Below are 16,452 nucleotides of genomic sequence, written 5' to 3' on the forward strand. Positions count from 1 at the left end.
GGGTTTGCATCCTGTGCCCGATGCCCTGCACTTTGCCCCTCGCCCCACGCCCTTTGCCCACGCCCTTTGCCCACGCCCACTTTCCCCTATGTTATTCCAATTCTATCCCCTAACTTTGCCGCACTTTTTCAACCCATCAGATTCAACCATATTTCTAACACAAGACTATATGAAAAACAAAACTCTCGGATTCAACTCCCGATTAATTCATGGTGGTGGCTACCACGATCCTTTGGGAAGCGCCACGGTTCCAATTTATCAAACCTCAACCTTTGCATTTGAGAGCGCCGATCAGGGCGCAGCCTGTTTCTCAGGCGAAAGCAATGGTTATATCTATACCCGGATTGGCAATCCAACAATTGGGGTTCTGGAAAATATCGTTGCCGAGCTTGAAAACGGTTTTGGAGGAATAGCAGTTGGTTCGGGAATGGGCGCGGTAAACACAATTTATTTCGGACTTCTGAGCCAGGGCGATCACATGGTAAGTTCGGCAGCAGTGTATGGACCGTCGCGCATGGTGATGGAACAGCACTACTCACGATTTGGAGTTGAATCAACCTATGTGAACACCGCCAACATTGATGAAGTACTGCAGGCAATCAGGCCTAACACCCGCATGCTGTTTGTTGAAACGCCTTCTAATCCAACCATGGATATCACCGACCTGAAAGCATGCGCTGCCATTGCAAAGGAGAAGAACCTTTTGCTGGTGGTTGATAATACTTTCTGCAGTCCCTACCTTCAAAAACCATTGGATCTGGGTGCCGATGTTGTTTTCCATTCAATGACCAAATTCATTAACGGACATGCAGATATTGTAGCCGGTATAGTGATCGCAAAAGATGAAACGCTGTATAAGAAACTTCGCTCTACGATGATCAACCTGGGTTGCAATATGGACCCGCACCAGGCGTATATGGTGATAAGAGGCTTGAAAACCCTTGGTATCAGGATTGACAGGGCACAGCAAAATGCAATCAAAATAGCAGCATACCTTGAACAACATCCAAAAGTAGCGTGGGTTAAGTATCCTGGCCTGGCTTCACATCCACAATTTGATCTTGGCAGAACACAAATGGCCGGCCCGGGTTGTATGATCTCTTTCGAACTCAAAGGCGGCCTCGATGCCGGCAAGCGAATGATGGATCATGTACAACTGGCTTTGCTAGCCGTTTCATTAGGTGGAGTGGAAACACTGATTCAACATCCGGCATCCATGACCCATTCAAAAATGTCGCATGAGGCAAAGCTCAAAGCCGGCATTACCGATGGGCTGGTTCGCTACGCTGTGGGCATCGAAGATGTGGAAGATTTACTCACCGACCTGGATCAGGCGTTGGAAGCAGTTTAACCGTCATTCATCCTTATTTTCTTTTGGCAGCCATAGCGGCTGTTTACTTTTGTGCTTAATCAATCCGGCCAAAAATTTAATTCAATGGCATACGTTTTGATTAAGGACTTAAGTATTTCTTTATTCTTTTTCCCAACTCCCCAACGCATTAACCTCAGATGAAAACCACTGGCCACGATCTAAATTCGAATTACCTAAGCAAGACAATCCTGTTTGCACTTTTATTATGCCTTTTTACGCCTAATGAAACCATGGGCCAAAAAGTAGGCCTGGTGCTGAGTGGTGGCGGAGCCAAAGGCGCTTCGCACATAGGCGTGATTCGTGCACTTGAAGAAGAAGGAATTCCAATTGATTATATAACTGGTACCTCAATGGGGGCGATCATTGGCGGATTATATGCCATTGGCTGGAGTACCGAACAAATGGAGGAAGTGATTTTATCAGAAGATTTTGCGAAGTGGGTAGATGGTAAAATAAGCGATGAATACAAGTTCTATTTCAAACAGCCAAACCATAATGCTTCATGGCTGAGCCTGCGGTTCAATATTGATTCGGTATTCAGGCATAAAATGCCAGTAAACCTGGTTTCGCCGTTTGTAATGGATTTTGTTTTCATGGAGCTCTATTCCGCTGCCGGGGCTGCGGCGCAATACAATTTCGATAGCCTCTTTGTGCCCTTCCGCTGCATAGCGTCTGATGTGTTGGAAAATAAAGCAGTATCACTTAAAAGTGGAAATCTTGGGAATGCCGTCAGGGCTTCGATGACCTTTCCGTTTGTTTTTAAACCAATCAGGATTGATGGAAAGTTGTTGTTCGATGGAGGCATGTACAATAACTTTCCTGTTGATATCATGTATGATGAGTTTTTCCCTGATATGATCATCGGCAGCCGTGCTGCAAGCGATTTCAAAAACATGCGCGACGACGACCTGACTTCCCAATTGCAGGCAATGCTTACATCGGAAACCGATTATAATATACCATGTGAGAGTGGGGTACTCATCCAGCCCTGCCTGCGCGATGTAAATGTGATAGACTTCAGGCACACAAAAGCTTTTATTGATAGTGGTTATGTTGCCACCAAACGTTTGATCCCGGAACTAAGAAAATTTGTATACGACACCATCAGTAAGGCAGAAGTAGATCAACGGAGAGCCGCATTTATTGATAGCCAGCCACCACTCATCATTGATCAAATCCATATCACAGGGCTTGATGAAAACCAGACTATGTATGTGAACCGCATGCTCCGGCTTGGCGAAGACCAGGTTCCCCTTGAAAAAATCAAGGCAGAATACTTCAAGCTACTCGCCGATGATAAGATCAACTATATTTTCCCTGAACTGAGGATCAATAATGCCACCGGCTTTTTCGACCTCTACCTCGATGTGCAGCGCGAACATGATATCCGTGTTGAGTTTGGCGGCAACATTTCTTCTTCTACAATCAATTCAGCTTTTGCAGGTCTTCGTTACAACCTGCTCGGTTTACATGCACTTTCCCTGTCGTTAAATACCTATATCGGACGATTTTACAGCTCAGCCCAGTTAGGTGTCCGCTTTGATTTATCTACAGTTTTACCAGTGTATTTTGAACCTGTACTTACTTTTAACCAATGGGATTACTTCACATCCGGTAGCTATTTCTTTGAGGATAAAACGCCATCATTTCTTCACCAGAACGAAATCAACTGGGCATTGAATGTCGGTATCCCTGCACGGAACCGAGGCAAAATTGTCGGAGGGGTTTCGTCGTTCAAACTAAAGGATGAGTATTATCAGACCAACTTTTTTTCCCGTATTGATACCGCTGATCAAACCAGGTTAAATGGCTTCAGCCCTTTCATACTTTATGAAATGAGTACGCTAAACTATAAGCAATACGCCAATCGCGGGAAGTTCTTACACTTATCGGCACGTTTGGTTTCAGGAGAGGAAATTCATACACCGGGATCAACCTCATTGCGCCGCAATACAATGGATAAAACGCATAGCTGGTGGCAGTTCAAAGCTACGTACGAGCATTTCTTTGAAGTGGCAAGTCCTTATCGCATTGGCATTTTCAGTGAATTGGTGCTGTCAACACAGGAAATGTTCAGTAATTATACATCAACGGTACTTACGGCTCCTGCTTTTCATCCGGTCCCTTACAGTAAAACGATGTTTTCGCCGGCTTACCGTTCACATAACTATGCAGCAGTGGGTTTAAAAAATATTTTTATGATCCGCCGCAATCTGGACCTCAGGCTCGAAGCATTTGCCTTCAGTCCTTACCGGGCTATACTCCGCGATGAAAACTTCCTTGCCAAATACGGTCCCTCCTTTTCTACTGTGAACCTTGCAGGTTCAGCGGCTTTGGTGTTCCATACTCCTGTTGGACCACTGAGCTTAAGCGTTAACTATTTCGACAAAAATGAAACACCGGTTTCTGTTTTGCTGAACTTCGGTTATATAATATTTAATTCGCGCTCGCTGGAATAACAAGCATACTTTCAATCATTTTATTCTGGCAATGTGTCTCCCTTTCAAAATATTATTAGTTTTGCACTCCTTTTTAACGGACAACATTCCAGAGAGAAATTTTTCTTTTATGTCAATTCTAATTATTACGTAACTATTCTTCCCACGGAAAGGCTATGCACCTTCATTGCCCGAAATATTTCACAGCATGAGTTTATTATAGCCATACCGGATTAACCATTAATAAATAAATAGCATGGAACCCAAAGATCTGACCAATCAGACACCTGAGCAGGAAAACACTCCTGAAATGGAAAAGAACACTGAATCTTCTGAAATTGAAAACCAGGAATCATTAAATGAACCTTCAGGCGACCTCATGGAGGCCGAAACTTCAACTGTACCCGAAACTGATAAGACTCAGCAAACCGCTGAAGAAGCTTTGACTGAAAACTCTCCTCCTGAAGCTGAACAAGCAGCAGCAAGCGCAGATGATGTTGAAGAAGAAATGCCAGTGGTTGATGAAACGATTGACGAAACCGGGTCAGAACCGGAAGCATCTGAAATTGCTGACAACATCCCAGCTTCATCACCAGAAACCGAGGCTGCTGAAGAAGAAGAAACCGGAGAAACATCAACCGAAGAATCAGTCGCAATATCAGAAGATATTGAGGCTGTGGAAGAAGAAGCACCGGTATCTGAACCTGTTGAAGAGCTAGTAAGCGCTGAGAAAGTTGAAGAACCTGTTGAAAAAACCGAAAGTGGTGAATTAGAAGAAAAACCGGTGTCGGAAACTGATGAGGTTCCCGAAATCGTTGATAAAGAGGAAGAACAGGATTCTGAAAAAGTAGAGGTTCCCGAAAGTGCTGAATTAGCAGCAGAAACGGCGTCCGAAAAGGTTGAGGTTCCAGAAAACACTGACGAAGTTGGAACACCTGAAGAAGCAGTTGCTGAAAAAGAAGAAACAGTAGTTCAGCAAAAGAAAGAGGATCATCAGGACGATCATGATGAGGATGAAGAGGAAGAAGAGGAATCAGAAGAAAATTATCAAAACCTTTCAAGGGAAGAACTGGTTGAACTGCTTGAGGAAGCCGTTCAGCAACTGGATATACAGACTATTAAAGTAAAGGTTGCCTTGATCAAGGTTGCCTACCTTCATAAAGAAAAAGAGGAACAAGCGGATCATTATAAGCGTTTTCTGATCGATGGCGGCATACAGGAAGAATACTCTCCGGCCCTCGATCAGCTTAGCGAACGCTACCAGATGGCGTTCAATGTTTACAGGGAAAAGAAACAACGCTTCAACGAGGAATTCGAAAGAGAAAAACTCGTAAACCTCGAAGCTAAGAAAAGAATCCTCGAAGAACTCAAGGCCCTCATCAGTTCAGAGGAAACCTTGAAGAAAACCTACGATGAGTTTAAGAACCTGCAGGAGGAATGGAAACATACCGGCATGGTTCCGAAAAGTGAAATCAACCAATTATGGCAGAATTACCATTTCCTGGTTGAGAAATTCTTTGATAAGGTTAAGATCAACAAGGAACTAAAGGATCTTGACCTGAGAAAGAACCTCGAGCGTAAGATTGAGCTTTGTGAGAAAACTGAAGAATTGCTGATCGAAAGTTCGATCATCAAATCTTTCAAGCAGTTGCAGCAATACCACGAGGAATGGAAAGAAGTTGGCCCGGTTCCACAGGATAAAAAAGACGAAATATGGGAACGCTTTAAAATTGCATCGGATCAGATCAATGAGCGGCGCCGCGAATACTACAACAGCAAACAAGGCGAACTGGAAAGCAATTACCTGGCCAAATCAGCCCTCTGCGAAAAAGCCGAAAAAGTTGTTTCCCAAAATCCTGAAACGCTCAAACAATGGCAAAACCGCACCAGCGATATCAACGATTTGTTGCGAGTTTGGAAAACCATTGGCCCGGCTCCGAAAAAGGTTAACAACGAAGTATGGAACCGTTTCAAAACCAGCCTCGACAGCCATTTTACAAGTTACAAGGAATTTCTCGATACGCTCAAAGACCAGCAGCTCAACAACTACAACCTGAAGCTTGACCTATGCGCCCAGGCTGAATCACTCAAAAACAGCACCGATTGGAGAAACACGTCCCAGGATCTGATCCAGCTGCAGCGTGAATGGAAATCAATTGGCCCGGTTCCCAGAAAACATTCCGATAAGATTTGGAAACGATTCCGCTCAGCCTGCGACGAATTTTTCAAGAACAAATCAGAGTTTTTCTCAAGTATCTCCCAGGTGGAAGATGACAACCTGAACAAGAAGGAAGAGCTGATAAAGAAATTGCAGGAATTCGAATTTACTGCCAACCGTTCAGAGAACCTTGAAACGCTTAAGAATTTCCAGCGCGAATGGCTCGAAATCGGACATGTGCCTATCAAGGAAAAAGATCGCTTGCAGAACGAATTCCGCAATGTGCTCAACAAACATTTCGATAAGTTAAAAATCAACGCATCTGAAGTAAACGCTATCAATTACAAAAACCGCCTCGACTCCATTAAGGATACGCCTGACGCAGGCAGGGTAATTTATCGCGAAAGGAATACATTGCAGATAAAAATCAGCAAACTGCAGGAAGACATCATGCTTTGGGAAAACAATATAGGTTTCCTGGCCGAATCGAAAAACGCCAATATCGTTAAAGTTGAGTTTCAAAAGAAGATTGACCTGGCAAAGCAGGAAGTAGCGCTGATGGAAGCCAAACTTCGCTATTTAAGGGAAATGTAAATCATCATGGCCGGAAATACTTTCGGTACTCTTTTTTGTTTAACAACCTTCGGCGAATCGCATGGACCAGCCATTGGCGGCATTATTGATGGTTGTCCTGCCGGGCTTGAGGTTGACCTCAACTTTGTACAGGAATGTCTTGATAAACGCAGGCCCGGGCAATCCGGAGCCACATCTCCAAGAAAGGAATCTGATTTGATTGAAGTGCTCTCCGGTGTTTTTGAAGGCAAAACCACCGGAGCGCCAATCGCTTTTATGATGCGAAATCAGGATCACAAACCCGGCGATTACGATCACCTGAAAGATACTTTCCGCCCATCGCATGCCGATTTCAGTTGGACAGCCAAATACGGCTTCCGCGACCATCGTGGCGGAGGGCGCTCTTCAGCCCGCGAAACAGCGGCACGTGTTGCCGGCGGCGCTTTTGCACAACTTCTTCTGAACCAGACAGGAACCCGTATCAGGGCCTGGGTTTCATCAGTTGGGCCCATCATGTTGGAAAAATCCATTTCCAGTTTGAACCTCAGCAACATTGAAGCGAACACAATAAGATGCCCTGATGTTGCAACTGCACAGCAAATGCTTGATTACATTGAAAAACTAAAGGCGGAGGGTGATACCACCGGCGGCATCATCACATGCCTGGTTCAGGGAGTTCCAGCAGGATTGGGTGAACCGGTTTTCGATAAACTTCAGGCCGATCTTGCCAAAGCCATGCTCAGCATCAATGCCGTTAAAGGTTTTGAATATGGAAGCGGTTTTTCAGGTTCGGCAATGAAAGGTTCGGAACACAATGATATTATTCAGAAGTTATTGGATGAGAAAACCGGCAAACCATCATTTACAACCCGCACTAATTATTCCGGTGGAATCCAAGGTGGAATTTCAACCGGCGAAGACATCTGGTTCAGGGTCGCATTCAAACCGGTTGCCACAATAATGAAAGATCAACAAACGCTTGACTCTTCAGGGCAACTTACAACCCTTGAAGGCAAAGGAAGGCATGATGTATGCGTTGTTCCGCGCGCTGTTCCGATTGTCGAAGCAATGGCAGCCCTCGTGCTTGCCGATCACCTGCTCAGGGAAAAGTGTTCAAAGATTTAAAAGTCTTGCTGAACAAATCAACAATTCTTTTGTTTGAAGCGTTGTAAGTGTAAACGGACATTGATCGTTTACTTAAACCTTATTGAATACCAATTAAACTAAACAACTATGAAATTCAAACATGCATTATTAACAATGATTTCAGCAGCCTTTATTGTTGTTTCATGTGGAGGACCACAAGGCGAGAGAGCAACCACAAGCGATGAACAAGCTGTAATCGAATCCAAAGGAACAGTGTACACAGCAGAAACCTCATCAAGTAAAATTGAATGGGTCGGAACCAAGCCTACCGGACAACACAATGGAACAATTAACGTCACCAAAGGCGAGATTTTTGTTGAAAATGGCGAAATCACCGGTGGAGAAATGGTCATTGACATGAAATCAATCCAGGTGCTTGATCTCACTGATGCGGAAACCAACGCAAAACTGAGAAACCACCTTCTTTCACCTGATTTCTTTGAAACCGAAACCTACCCTGAAGCCCGCTTTGTATTCACCTCGGTGAAACCTTACACAGGCGAGCAAACCGGCGCGGTTAATTTTACCCATACCGTTTCAGGTAACCTCACTATGAAGGATGCAACCCGGAATGTTACCTTTCCGGCTATGATTGACATCCAGGAAAATGCCATGAAGGCTGTTACCGACAACTTTATCATTGACCGTTCGGAATGGAACGTGAAGTTTGGCTCAAGAAAGTTTTTTGATAACCTCGCAGATAATTTCATCCACGATGATATTTCTTTGCGTATCATGTTCCTTGCTAACAAAGAATAAAAAACTTTAAAAGCATTTTCAAGGAGGCTGTCTTAAAAGGCAGCCTTTTTTTATACTAAGGTTTTAGTATTTTGGCATTCTGAGCGCAGCGAAGAATCTCCTTCAATTTAGCCGGCCAATACTTTTAATAAATGATGTCCTTTTTGTAATTTTCCACTTCCTGCCCTGTTCAAAACCTTAAGGCCAGACTTTTCATTATAAAAAAATTAGTCAGAGTTAACTCCATATTCCCTCCAGATTCACTGATGCTGGAACTGAAGCCAGCAATTTATGTGGTGTGCACACTGATGTTATTTGGCACCTCATAAAGAATTCAGCACAAACACTTGACTTTAAGGTTTATAAGAACTAAATTTGGGGCAACCAATCAAACAAGGAGGAAACATGAAAAAGTTTATTGCAATGATATCAGCACTGCTGATATCCCAAACACTGGTGTTGCATTCGCAAACCTGGACTTCAATGCCTGTTCCGGATCTTCTCGGTAAGTGGACAATCACAGGCATACATTTCCCAACACCCAATCACGGTTGGGCAGTAGGCTACCTTTACGATATTGCCTTTATTGATGAGATCGTTGAAGGTTTTATTATTGAATACAATGACGGAAAATGGACAAGAACCGATGTGGCGGGGCCCTCTCACAACTGGACACTTAATGGCGTTTGGTTCCTCGATGATCAAACAGGTTGGGCGTTTGGGCAGAACAAGGCAAGCTCACGAGGATTGCTAATGAAATATAAAAATGGTTCATGGAGCATCATTGACCTGGAATTTATTGACATCGCAGAATGGATCATTTACGATGCTTACTTTGCCAGCGAACAAGAAGGCTGGATTGCCGGAGGCTCCTCGGGCAAGGATGGCCCTGTTTTGTATCATTATTTCGATGGCCGCTGGGAAAAGGAAACAGCACCGGATTTCAAAGATCAGACTTTGCTTGCACTTCATGGCTTAAAATCAGGGGTTTTATTTGCCGGGGGCTTCCGGGAAGGTGAATTTGGCTTAGCCACCGCAAAACGGCCACAAGGATCATACATTATTGCTAAAACCAAAAGTGGCTGGGAAACTGCCAGGCTTCCACTCCTCTCAAAAAATATAATTACCCGCGACATTTTCTGCCTGTCACCCACAAATGTATATGCTGTGGGCTGGATGCCGGCCTTTCAGAGCGCTCCTGAAACAGGCAAAATTCTGCATTTTAACGGCAGTAAATGGAGTGAATTGGAAGCTGCTGATGTAGGCAAAGAGTGGAACCTCATGTCAATTGCCTTTGAAAACGCTGATATGGGTTGGGCCGTAGGGTATTATCCCGATAAAAAGAAAGGTCTGCTACTGGGTTTCGTAAAAGGTAAATTTACAGCGTTAAGCAAAAAAACAGAACCACAAATCAGCGATAACTGGCTACTGCGCTGTGTAACGTTTGATGGCACAGGTTCATACTATGCGGCTGGCAGTAATGAAAAGACAAACACAGGCATCATTTTGAAACTGAGCCGTTAGCTTACAATCCTGCTCCGGAAGCTTTCAATGCTGTAAAATAGGATCACATCTTTTGCAGGTTTTGTTATTGCCGTTGGCTTTAGCCAACTGTTATTGAAATTCAGTATTTCACAAGGCTTTAGCCTGTTATATTTAAAAATCTTAGAGTCAAACTGCTAAGGCTTAAAGTATAATCCTCTTAATGGTTATAGAGAGAATATTGTTGGTTGCAATCAACGTTCTCTTTTTTTATTTTAAATCAAATCCTTGCGTCATTGCGTCTTGGCGGTGTGAACTAATTCTGTATCAGATCTTTTGCAGATTTGCCTTTGCCGTTGGCTTTAGCCAACGGTTATTAGAATTCTGCTTTCTAATAGGCTTTAGCCGAATTAAACAGATTTCAAGAGCAGTTTCAAATCTTTTGCAGATTTGCCGGTGAAATTGTCAGCAAGAGCGAATGACCAATATGATCAATGCGCAACAATACTTTCCTGCTCCCTTTAAACTCAATGAGTTCACCCGGAATATCCCTGAAGGGGCCACGGGTGATCAGTACCTTATCGCCAGCTTCAAGATGTTGATCGGTTACTTCTACTTCTTCGCCCGAAGCCAGGATATGCTGTATAGCTTTGATCTGCCAATCGGGGATCACAGCAGCTTTACCTTCAAAAAACACAAACCTGACAGCGCCTGGAGTATTGAGCACATCAAAATATTCCCGTTCTGTGATCCGGACAAAAACATAGGAGCGGATCATCGGTTCTTCAACCCATTTTTTGCGGTCGCTCCATTGCTTCAGGGTTTTCTGCATTGGCAGAAACGATTCAATGCCACGCAATATAAGCTGGGTGTGAACCTTTTTCTCGTTTCTTGAGCGCGTATATAATGCGAACCAATCGGCCATCCGGTAGAAATTTTGCAGCTGATTAAAGGCTCCAGTATTCGATCCCTTTTACGGTTTTGCGGTAAAGACCCTTGAGATCAACCAGGATGCCTTTTTCCTTCAGATGGGTTTCAAAAAATTCCTGGTCAAGCTTGGAATAAGGTAAATGGCTTACTGCTACAATGATAGCGTCATAATAATTTGCCTGAATAGCATCCGCGGGATCAATAAGATGGATTCCATATTCATGTAAAAACTCCTCACGGTTGGCGTATGGGTCAACCGCATCTACTTTCACACCATAGCTGCCTAGTTCATTTATTATGTCAGGTACACGTGAATTGCGCAAATCGCTCACATTCTCTTTAAAAGTGGTTCCCATCACGAGAACACGGGCACTCGTGATCTGTTTGTCGGCTGCAATGAGTTTCTTAACCAATTGCTTGGCTACATAAAACCCCATGCTGTCGTTGATAAAGCGGCCGGCATTGATAATCTGCGGCTGGTATCGTAATTCGCGTGCCTTGAAAGCCAGGTAGTAAGGGTCAACACCAATACAATGGCCGCCAACCAGGCCGGGATAGAAATTCAGGAAATTCCATTTGGTACCGGCTGCTTCCAGCACTTCATAGGTATTTATTCCCATGCGGTTGAAGATGATGGAAAGTTCGTTCATGAAAGCTATGTTCACATCACGCTGCGTGTTCTCGATAATTTTTGCAGCTTCGGCAACTTTTATAGAAGACGCCCTGTGAACGCCGGCCTTTACAACCATCTCATAAGCCTGGGCGATGACTTCCAATGAATCGGCATCGCATCCCGATACTACCTTAACAATGGTAGTCAACGTATGATGCTTGTCGCCGGGGTTAATGCGTTCTGGCGAAAAACCTACTTTGAAATCATCAATGTATTTCAAACCTGATAGCGATTCGAGAATGGGAACACAGTCTTCTTCCGTGCATCCGGGATAAACCGTGGATTCATACACCACATAATCGCCTTTTTTAAGAATCTGCCCAACTGTGCGTGTAGCTGCAAGCAAGGGCCTGAGATCGGGCATGTTGTGGCTGTCAATAGGGGTAGGAACCGCGACGATATGAAAACTTGCTTCCTTCAAATCCTGAGGGTTCGTAGTATAAACAATGTCGGTGTTATCAAAGGCCGATGCTTCCAGTTCCTCGCTTGGGTCAACATGATTTTTCATCATTTCGATCCTGTCTTCCCGTATATCGAACCCAATAACAGATACCTTACGGGCAAATTCCAGGGCAATGGGCAAGCCCACATAACCCAACCCGATAACACTCAGTTTAGTTTCTTTTTGCAGTAGTTTTTCGATCATTGAAATGTTCTTTAGTATTTATTTTAGTTTTCTCAGCAACGGGTGATAGTCCCCTACCCTTCCCACGGGTTCGGCATTACGGATCGCATACACCGTGTTAATGCTTGGGCGCGCCTCTTTCAGTCCAAACCCTCTGCCAGCGAGTATCTCACTATAAGCAGTTGTGTGCAGATCCGTGAATCCACCACTGAAATCTATTTCTTCGCCTTCGAGGCTGAAGGAGCGGTAAGTGCGCTGGCCTGTTTTCTTAACTGGTTCAGGAATATCCTCATAATCGAGGCTCAGGAACCATCTTACGCGGGCTTTTTCAAGCACAAGGAGTCCGGCAGCCTTGTTGTACTCACTCAGGTGAACAATGTTTTCTTTGGCTTCACCAAAAATCCACAACAGCATATCAAAAAAGTGTATGCCGATATTGGTGGCAATGCCACCGGATTTCTCAAGCTGGCCTTTCCACGAAATAAAATACCAGCGGCCCCGGCTCGTGATATAACTCAAATCAAAATCATAGATTTTATCCTTGGGCGCATTGTCAATTTTCTTTTTCAAGGCAATGATAGCCGGATGCAGTCGAAGTTGAAGGATATTGAAAATTCTACAACCATTTTCCTGCTCAATTTCCTCAAGGGCATCCACATTCCAGGGATTGAGTACCAAAGGCTTCTCGCAGATGGCGTGCGCATGGTTGCGGAGGGCAAGGCGGATATGGGCATCGTGCAGGTAATTGGGCGAGCAGATACTAACATAATCTATCTTATTCATGCCATGACGGCGCAATTTATCGAGATGACGATCAAATCGTTCAGGTTCTGTAAAAAAATCGGCTTCTGGAAAATATTGATCAATTGCACCCATGACATCAAAACGGTCGAGGGCTGAAACCAGCTGATTGCCTGTATCTTTGATGGCTTTCATGTGGCGCGGGGCAATATAGCCGGCTGAGCCGATCAGTGCAAAATTCAAAGGCTTTTGATCCATCAGATTGATTTTTAAAAGAGGGCGCAAGTTATGAAATCCTGCAATTCCGGATTGGGGAAAGGATTAAGAAAATAATAAAATTAATTGGCTCTCCAAAGCACCCTGAAGCATAGCTTTTCAGAGATCACAATCATTTAAAAAAAATACAGCCCTCCAAACCTCCCTGAAGGGAGGCTTTCAAATTTTACAATCACTTTTAAAATATACTAACACCGTTGTATCGAAATCAAAAAGTCCCCTTTAGGGGATTTAGGGGCGGTATTCAAAAAGTCCCCTTTAGGGGATTTAGGGGCGGTATTTATCACCCTCCAAACCTCCCTGAAGGGAGGCTTTCTGATTATACAATCACTTTTAAAATATACTAACACCGTTGTATCGAAATCAAAAAGTCCCCTTTAGGGGATTTAGGGGCGGTATTCAAAAAGTCCCCTTTAGGAGATTTAGGGGCGGTATTTATCACCCTCCAAATCTCCCTAAAGGGAGGCTTTCTGATTATACAATCACTTTGAAAATATACTAACTCCGTTGTATCGAAATCAAAAAGTCCCCTTTAGGGGATTTAGGGGCGGTATTCAAAAAGTCCCCTTTAGGGGATTTAGGGGCGGTATTCTGCCCTCCAAACCTCCCTCAAGGGAGGCTTTCCAATTATACAATCACTTCAAAAATATACTAACACCGTTGTATCGAAATCAAAAAGTCCCCTTTAGGGGATTTAGGGGCGGTATTCAAAAAGCCCCCTTTATGGGATTTAGGGGCGGTATTCTACCCTCCAAACCTCCCTGAAGGGAGGCTTTCTGATTATACAATCACTTTGAAAATATACTAACTCCTACGTATCGAAATCAAAAAGTCCCCTTTAGGGGATTTAGGGGCTGTATTCTACCCTCCAAACCTCCCTCAAGGGAGGCTTTCTAATTATACAATCACTTCAAAAATGTACTAATACCGGCTTTTCGAAATCTAAAAGTCCCCTTTAGGGGATTTAGGGGCTGTATTCAAAAAGTCCCCTTTAGGGGATTTAGGGGCTGTATTCAAAAAGTCCCCTTTAGGGGATTTAGGGGCTTTATTCAAAAAGTCCCCTTTAGGGGATTTAGGGGCTTTATCCAAATTTCACTTCAGAAAAGTAGAGCCTATTCAAGAAACCTCATCCAGAGTAGTTTTGATGATTTCAATGACTCCATCAATATCGTTGAGCACCTCGGTGTTTGAAAATCGTAGTACTCGGATGCCGAATTTTTCCATTTCGGCAGTCCTTGAAAGGTCATATTCCTGCTGGTGATTGTGGATTTCACCATCTACCTCAATTACAAGTTTCGCTTTGTGACAATAAAAATCTGCAATAAAATTATTGATTGGATGTTGCCGCTTAAAACGCAATTCAGCCTTAACATTCTTCAAGCAATCCCATAGCGCTTTTTCACCTGGAGTCAAATTCTTGCGTAACTCTTTAGCTTTCAAAAAGGTGTTCTTATGTGCTCCATAAAACATATTTAAATCAATAGAACGCTTCTGATACATATTGGTGGATTAATATAAACGGGTACTATTTTTATCAGAATTAAACACTCAAAGATAATCACTTATAATAAAATACAAATCCAGCCCTCCAACCTCCCTGAAGTGAGTCTCTTAGTTCACGCAATCACTGATAATAAATACCATTGCCGTCGTACCGAAATCAAAAAGTCCCATTTAGGGGATTTAGGGGCTGTATTCAAAAATGTCCCCCTTAGAGATTTAGGGGCAATTGGCCCTCCAACCTCCCTGAAGGGAGGCTTTTAGTTCCCGCAATCACTAATAAAAATACTATCGCCGTCGTACCGAAATCAAAAAGTCCCCTTTAGGGGATTTAGGGGCTGTATTATCGCCCTCCAAAACTTGGTAAACGGAGGCTTTTAGTTCCCGCAATCACCAATAAAAATACTATCGCCGCCGTACCGAAATCAAAAAGTCCCCTTTAGGGGATTTAGGGGCTGTATTCAAAAAGTCCCCTTTAGGGGATTTAGGGGCTGTATTCAAAAATGTCCCCCTTTAGGAATTAAGGGGAATTTTTTTCTTTAATTTGTGCAATCAAATTCATTATTGAGTAATTTTGTTACTCAATATTCATCAGATTACCAATGCTGGATTCACTCATTACGTCCAAAACGAGGGTAAAACTGTTGCTTAAATTCTTTCTGAACAGCAACACAACCTCCTATCTGCGCGATCTCGAGGATGAATTCGGCGAAAGCACCAACGCCATACGCCTGGAGCTTAACCGTTTTGAAAATGCCGGCATGCTCCAATCGGAAGTTTCCGGAAATAAAAAGATTTTCAAAGCCAACACAACCCATCCCCTGTTTTCCGATCTGCACAACATCCTGCTTAAATACACAGGCATTGATCAGATCATCGAAAAAGTCATCAGCCGGCTGGGTGGTGTGGCTCAGGCTTATGTTACCGGCCGTCTGGCGCGTGGCACCGATAGCCCTGTAATTGATATCTGCATTGTAGGAACCGGCATTGACAAAATATACCTAACCAACCTGGTAGAGAAAACCGAAAAACTGCTTCAACGCAAAATCAGGCATATCGTCATTTCACCTGCTGAAGCCGAAGCTTTTCTGCAATCCTACCCCGAGGCCCTGTTGCTCTGGAAAAACGGAGACTAAGCCGAGGCCAACATACTGATTAACTTACCTTTTCACCACACGGGTTGTGAGTGAGGGGGCGAAGCTGTGGAAGGGCGTGGGGCATGGAGAGTGGAGCGTTGGGCATGGGGCTTGGAGCGTGGAGCTTGGAGCGTGGGGCTTGGAGCATGGAGCGTTGGGCATGGAGCTGGGGGTGGGGTATGGGCAGTTTCGTAATACTTTTACTGTGTGAAATTATGCAACAATAACTGATTATGGAAGGGTTTAGGTTTGAGCAACTTGATATATGGAAAGAGGCTATTGAAATCTCAGATAAACTCTTAGAAATAGCTGATCTTGCCGATCTCAAAAAGTATTACAAATTTGGAGAACAACTTAGGGCAGCAACCATGAGTATTACAAATAATATTGCTGAAGGTTCAGGCTCATTTTCTGATAGAGACTTTGCATCTTTCCTGAACTATTCCCGACGCTCAATCTTCGAATGCGCCAATATTCTAATAATTTTTGAACGCCGAAATATCATAACAAATCAACAACGTACAGAATTATTTGCGAAACTAATCACTCAAAGTAAAAAAACAACCAATTTCAGAAAGTCACTGCTAAGCCCAACATCAACCACTCGATGAAACTTCTTTCATTAAATTCTATGCCCAAGCCCTTCGCTCTCAGCCCCTTACCC

12 protein-coding genes are annotated in these 16,452 nt (G+C 43.7%); 8 read left to right on the forward strand and 4 right to left on the reverse strand.

Annotated elements, in window-relative coordinates; genetic code table 11:
* Positions 1-169: 169 nt before the first annotated feature.
* The 6 genes from IH597_13115 to IH597_13140 all read left to right on the forward strand — a co-directional run bounded on the left by IH597_13115 (position 170) and on the right by IH597_13140 (position 9,949).
* Positions 170-1,351 (forward strand): PLP-dependent transferase, encoded by a 1,182-nt coding sequence (locus IH597_13115; protein ID MBE0663393.1) that lies wholly within the window; start codon positions 170-172, stop codon positions 1,349-1,351.
* A gap of 158 nt (positions 1,352-1,509) precedes the next feature.
* On the forward strand, positions 1,510-3,831 hold the full coding sequence (locus IH597_13120; protein ID MBE0663394.1) for a patatin-like phospholipase family protein: 2,322 nt from the start codon (positions 1,510-1,512) through the stop codon (positions 3,829-3,831).
* 235 nt (positions 3,832-4,066) lie between these two features.
* Positions 4,067-6,562, forward strand: coding sequence for a DUF349 domain-containing protein (locus tag IH597_13125; protein ID MBE0663395.1), 2,496 nt, complete (start codon positions 4,067-4,069; stop codon positions 6,560-6,562).
* Positions 6,563-6,568: 6 nt separating this feature from the next.
* The gene (aroC, locus tag IH597_13130) at positions 6,569-7,666 is read left to right on the forward strand and encodes a chorismate synthase (protein MBE0663396.1); all 1,098 of its coding nucleotides are present in this window, start codon (positions 6,569-6,571) and stop codon (positions 7,664-7,666) included.
* Between the two features lie 108 nt (positions 7,667-7,774).
* Entirely contained in the window at positions 7,775-8,446 is a 672-nt protein-coding gene (locus IH597_13135) for a YceI family protein (GenBank protein MBE0663397.1), read from the forward strand.
* Positions 8,447-8,830: 384 nt separating this feature from the next.
* On the forward strand, positions 8,831-9,949 hold the full coding sequence (locus IH597_13140) for a hypothetical protein (GenBank protein ID MBE0663398.1): 1,119 nt from the start codon (positions 8,831-8,833) through the stop codon (positions 9,947-9,949).
* 391 nt (positions 9,950-10,340) lie between these two features.
* Here IH597_13140 and IH597_13145 read toward each other — a convergent pair whose 3' ends face one another.
* The 4 genes from IH597_13145 to IH597_13160 all read right to left on the reverse strand — a co-directional run bounded on the left by IH597_13145 (position 10,341) and on the right by IH597_13160 (position 14,652).
* A complete protein-coding gene (locus IH597_13145; GenBank protein ID MBE0663399.1) occupies positions 10,341-10,832 on the reverse strand; it encodes a UpxY family transcription antiterminator in 492 nt (163 codons plus the stop codon).
* Between the two features lie 22 nt (positions 10,833-10,854).
* Positions 10,855-12,156 (reverse strand): nucleotide sugar dehydrogenase, encoded by a 1,302-nt coding sequence (locus IH597_13150; protein MBE0663400.1) that lies wholly within the window; start codon positions 12,154-12,156, stop codon positions 10,855-10,857.
* 18 nt (positions 12,157-12,174) lie between these two features.
* Complete coding sequence (locus IH597_13155) at positions 12,175-13,134, reverse strand: Gfo/Idh/MocA family oxidoreductase (protein ID MBE0663401.1); 960 nt, start codon at positions 13,132-13,134, stop codon at positions 12,175-12,177.
* 1,134 nt (positions 13,135-14,268) lie between these two features.
* Complete coding sequence (locus tag IH597_13160) at positions 14,269-14,652, reverse strand: endonuclease domain-containing protein (GenBank protein ID MBE0663402.1); 384 nt, start codon at positions 14,650-14,652, stop codon at positions 14,269-14,271.
* A 602-nt stretch (positions 14,653-15,254) separates the two neighbouring features.
* Here IH597_13160 and IH597_13165 point away from each other — a divergent pair.
* Complete coding sequence (locus tag IH597_13165) at positions 15,255-15,788, forward strand: ArsR family transcriptional regulator (GenBank protein ID MBE0663403.1); 534 nt, start codon at positions 15,255-15,257, stop codon at positions 15,786-15,788.
* A gap of 233 nt (positions 15,789-16,021) precedes the next feature.
* Positions 16,022-16,399: a four helix bundle protein gene (locus IH597_13170; protein ID MBE0663404.1), complete on the forward strand. Its 378-nt coding sequence runs from the start codon at positions 16,022-16,024 to the stop codon at positions 16,397-16,399.
* The last annotated feature ends 53 nt before the right edge of the window (positions 16,400-16,452 follow it).

The organism is Bacteroidales bacterium, assembly GCA_014860575.1.
In the GTDB taxonomy this organism is placed as follows: domain Bacteria; phylum Bacteroidota; class Bacteroidia; order Bacteroidales; family JAAYJT01; genus JAAYJT01.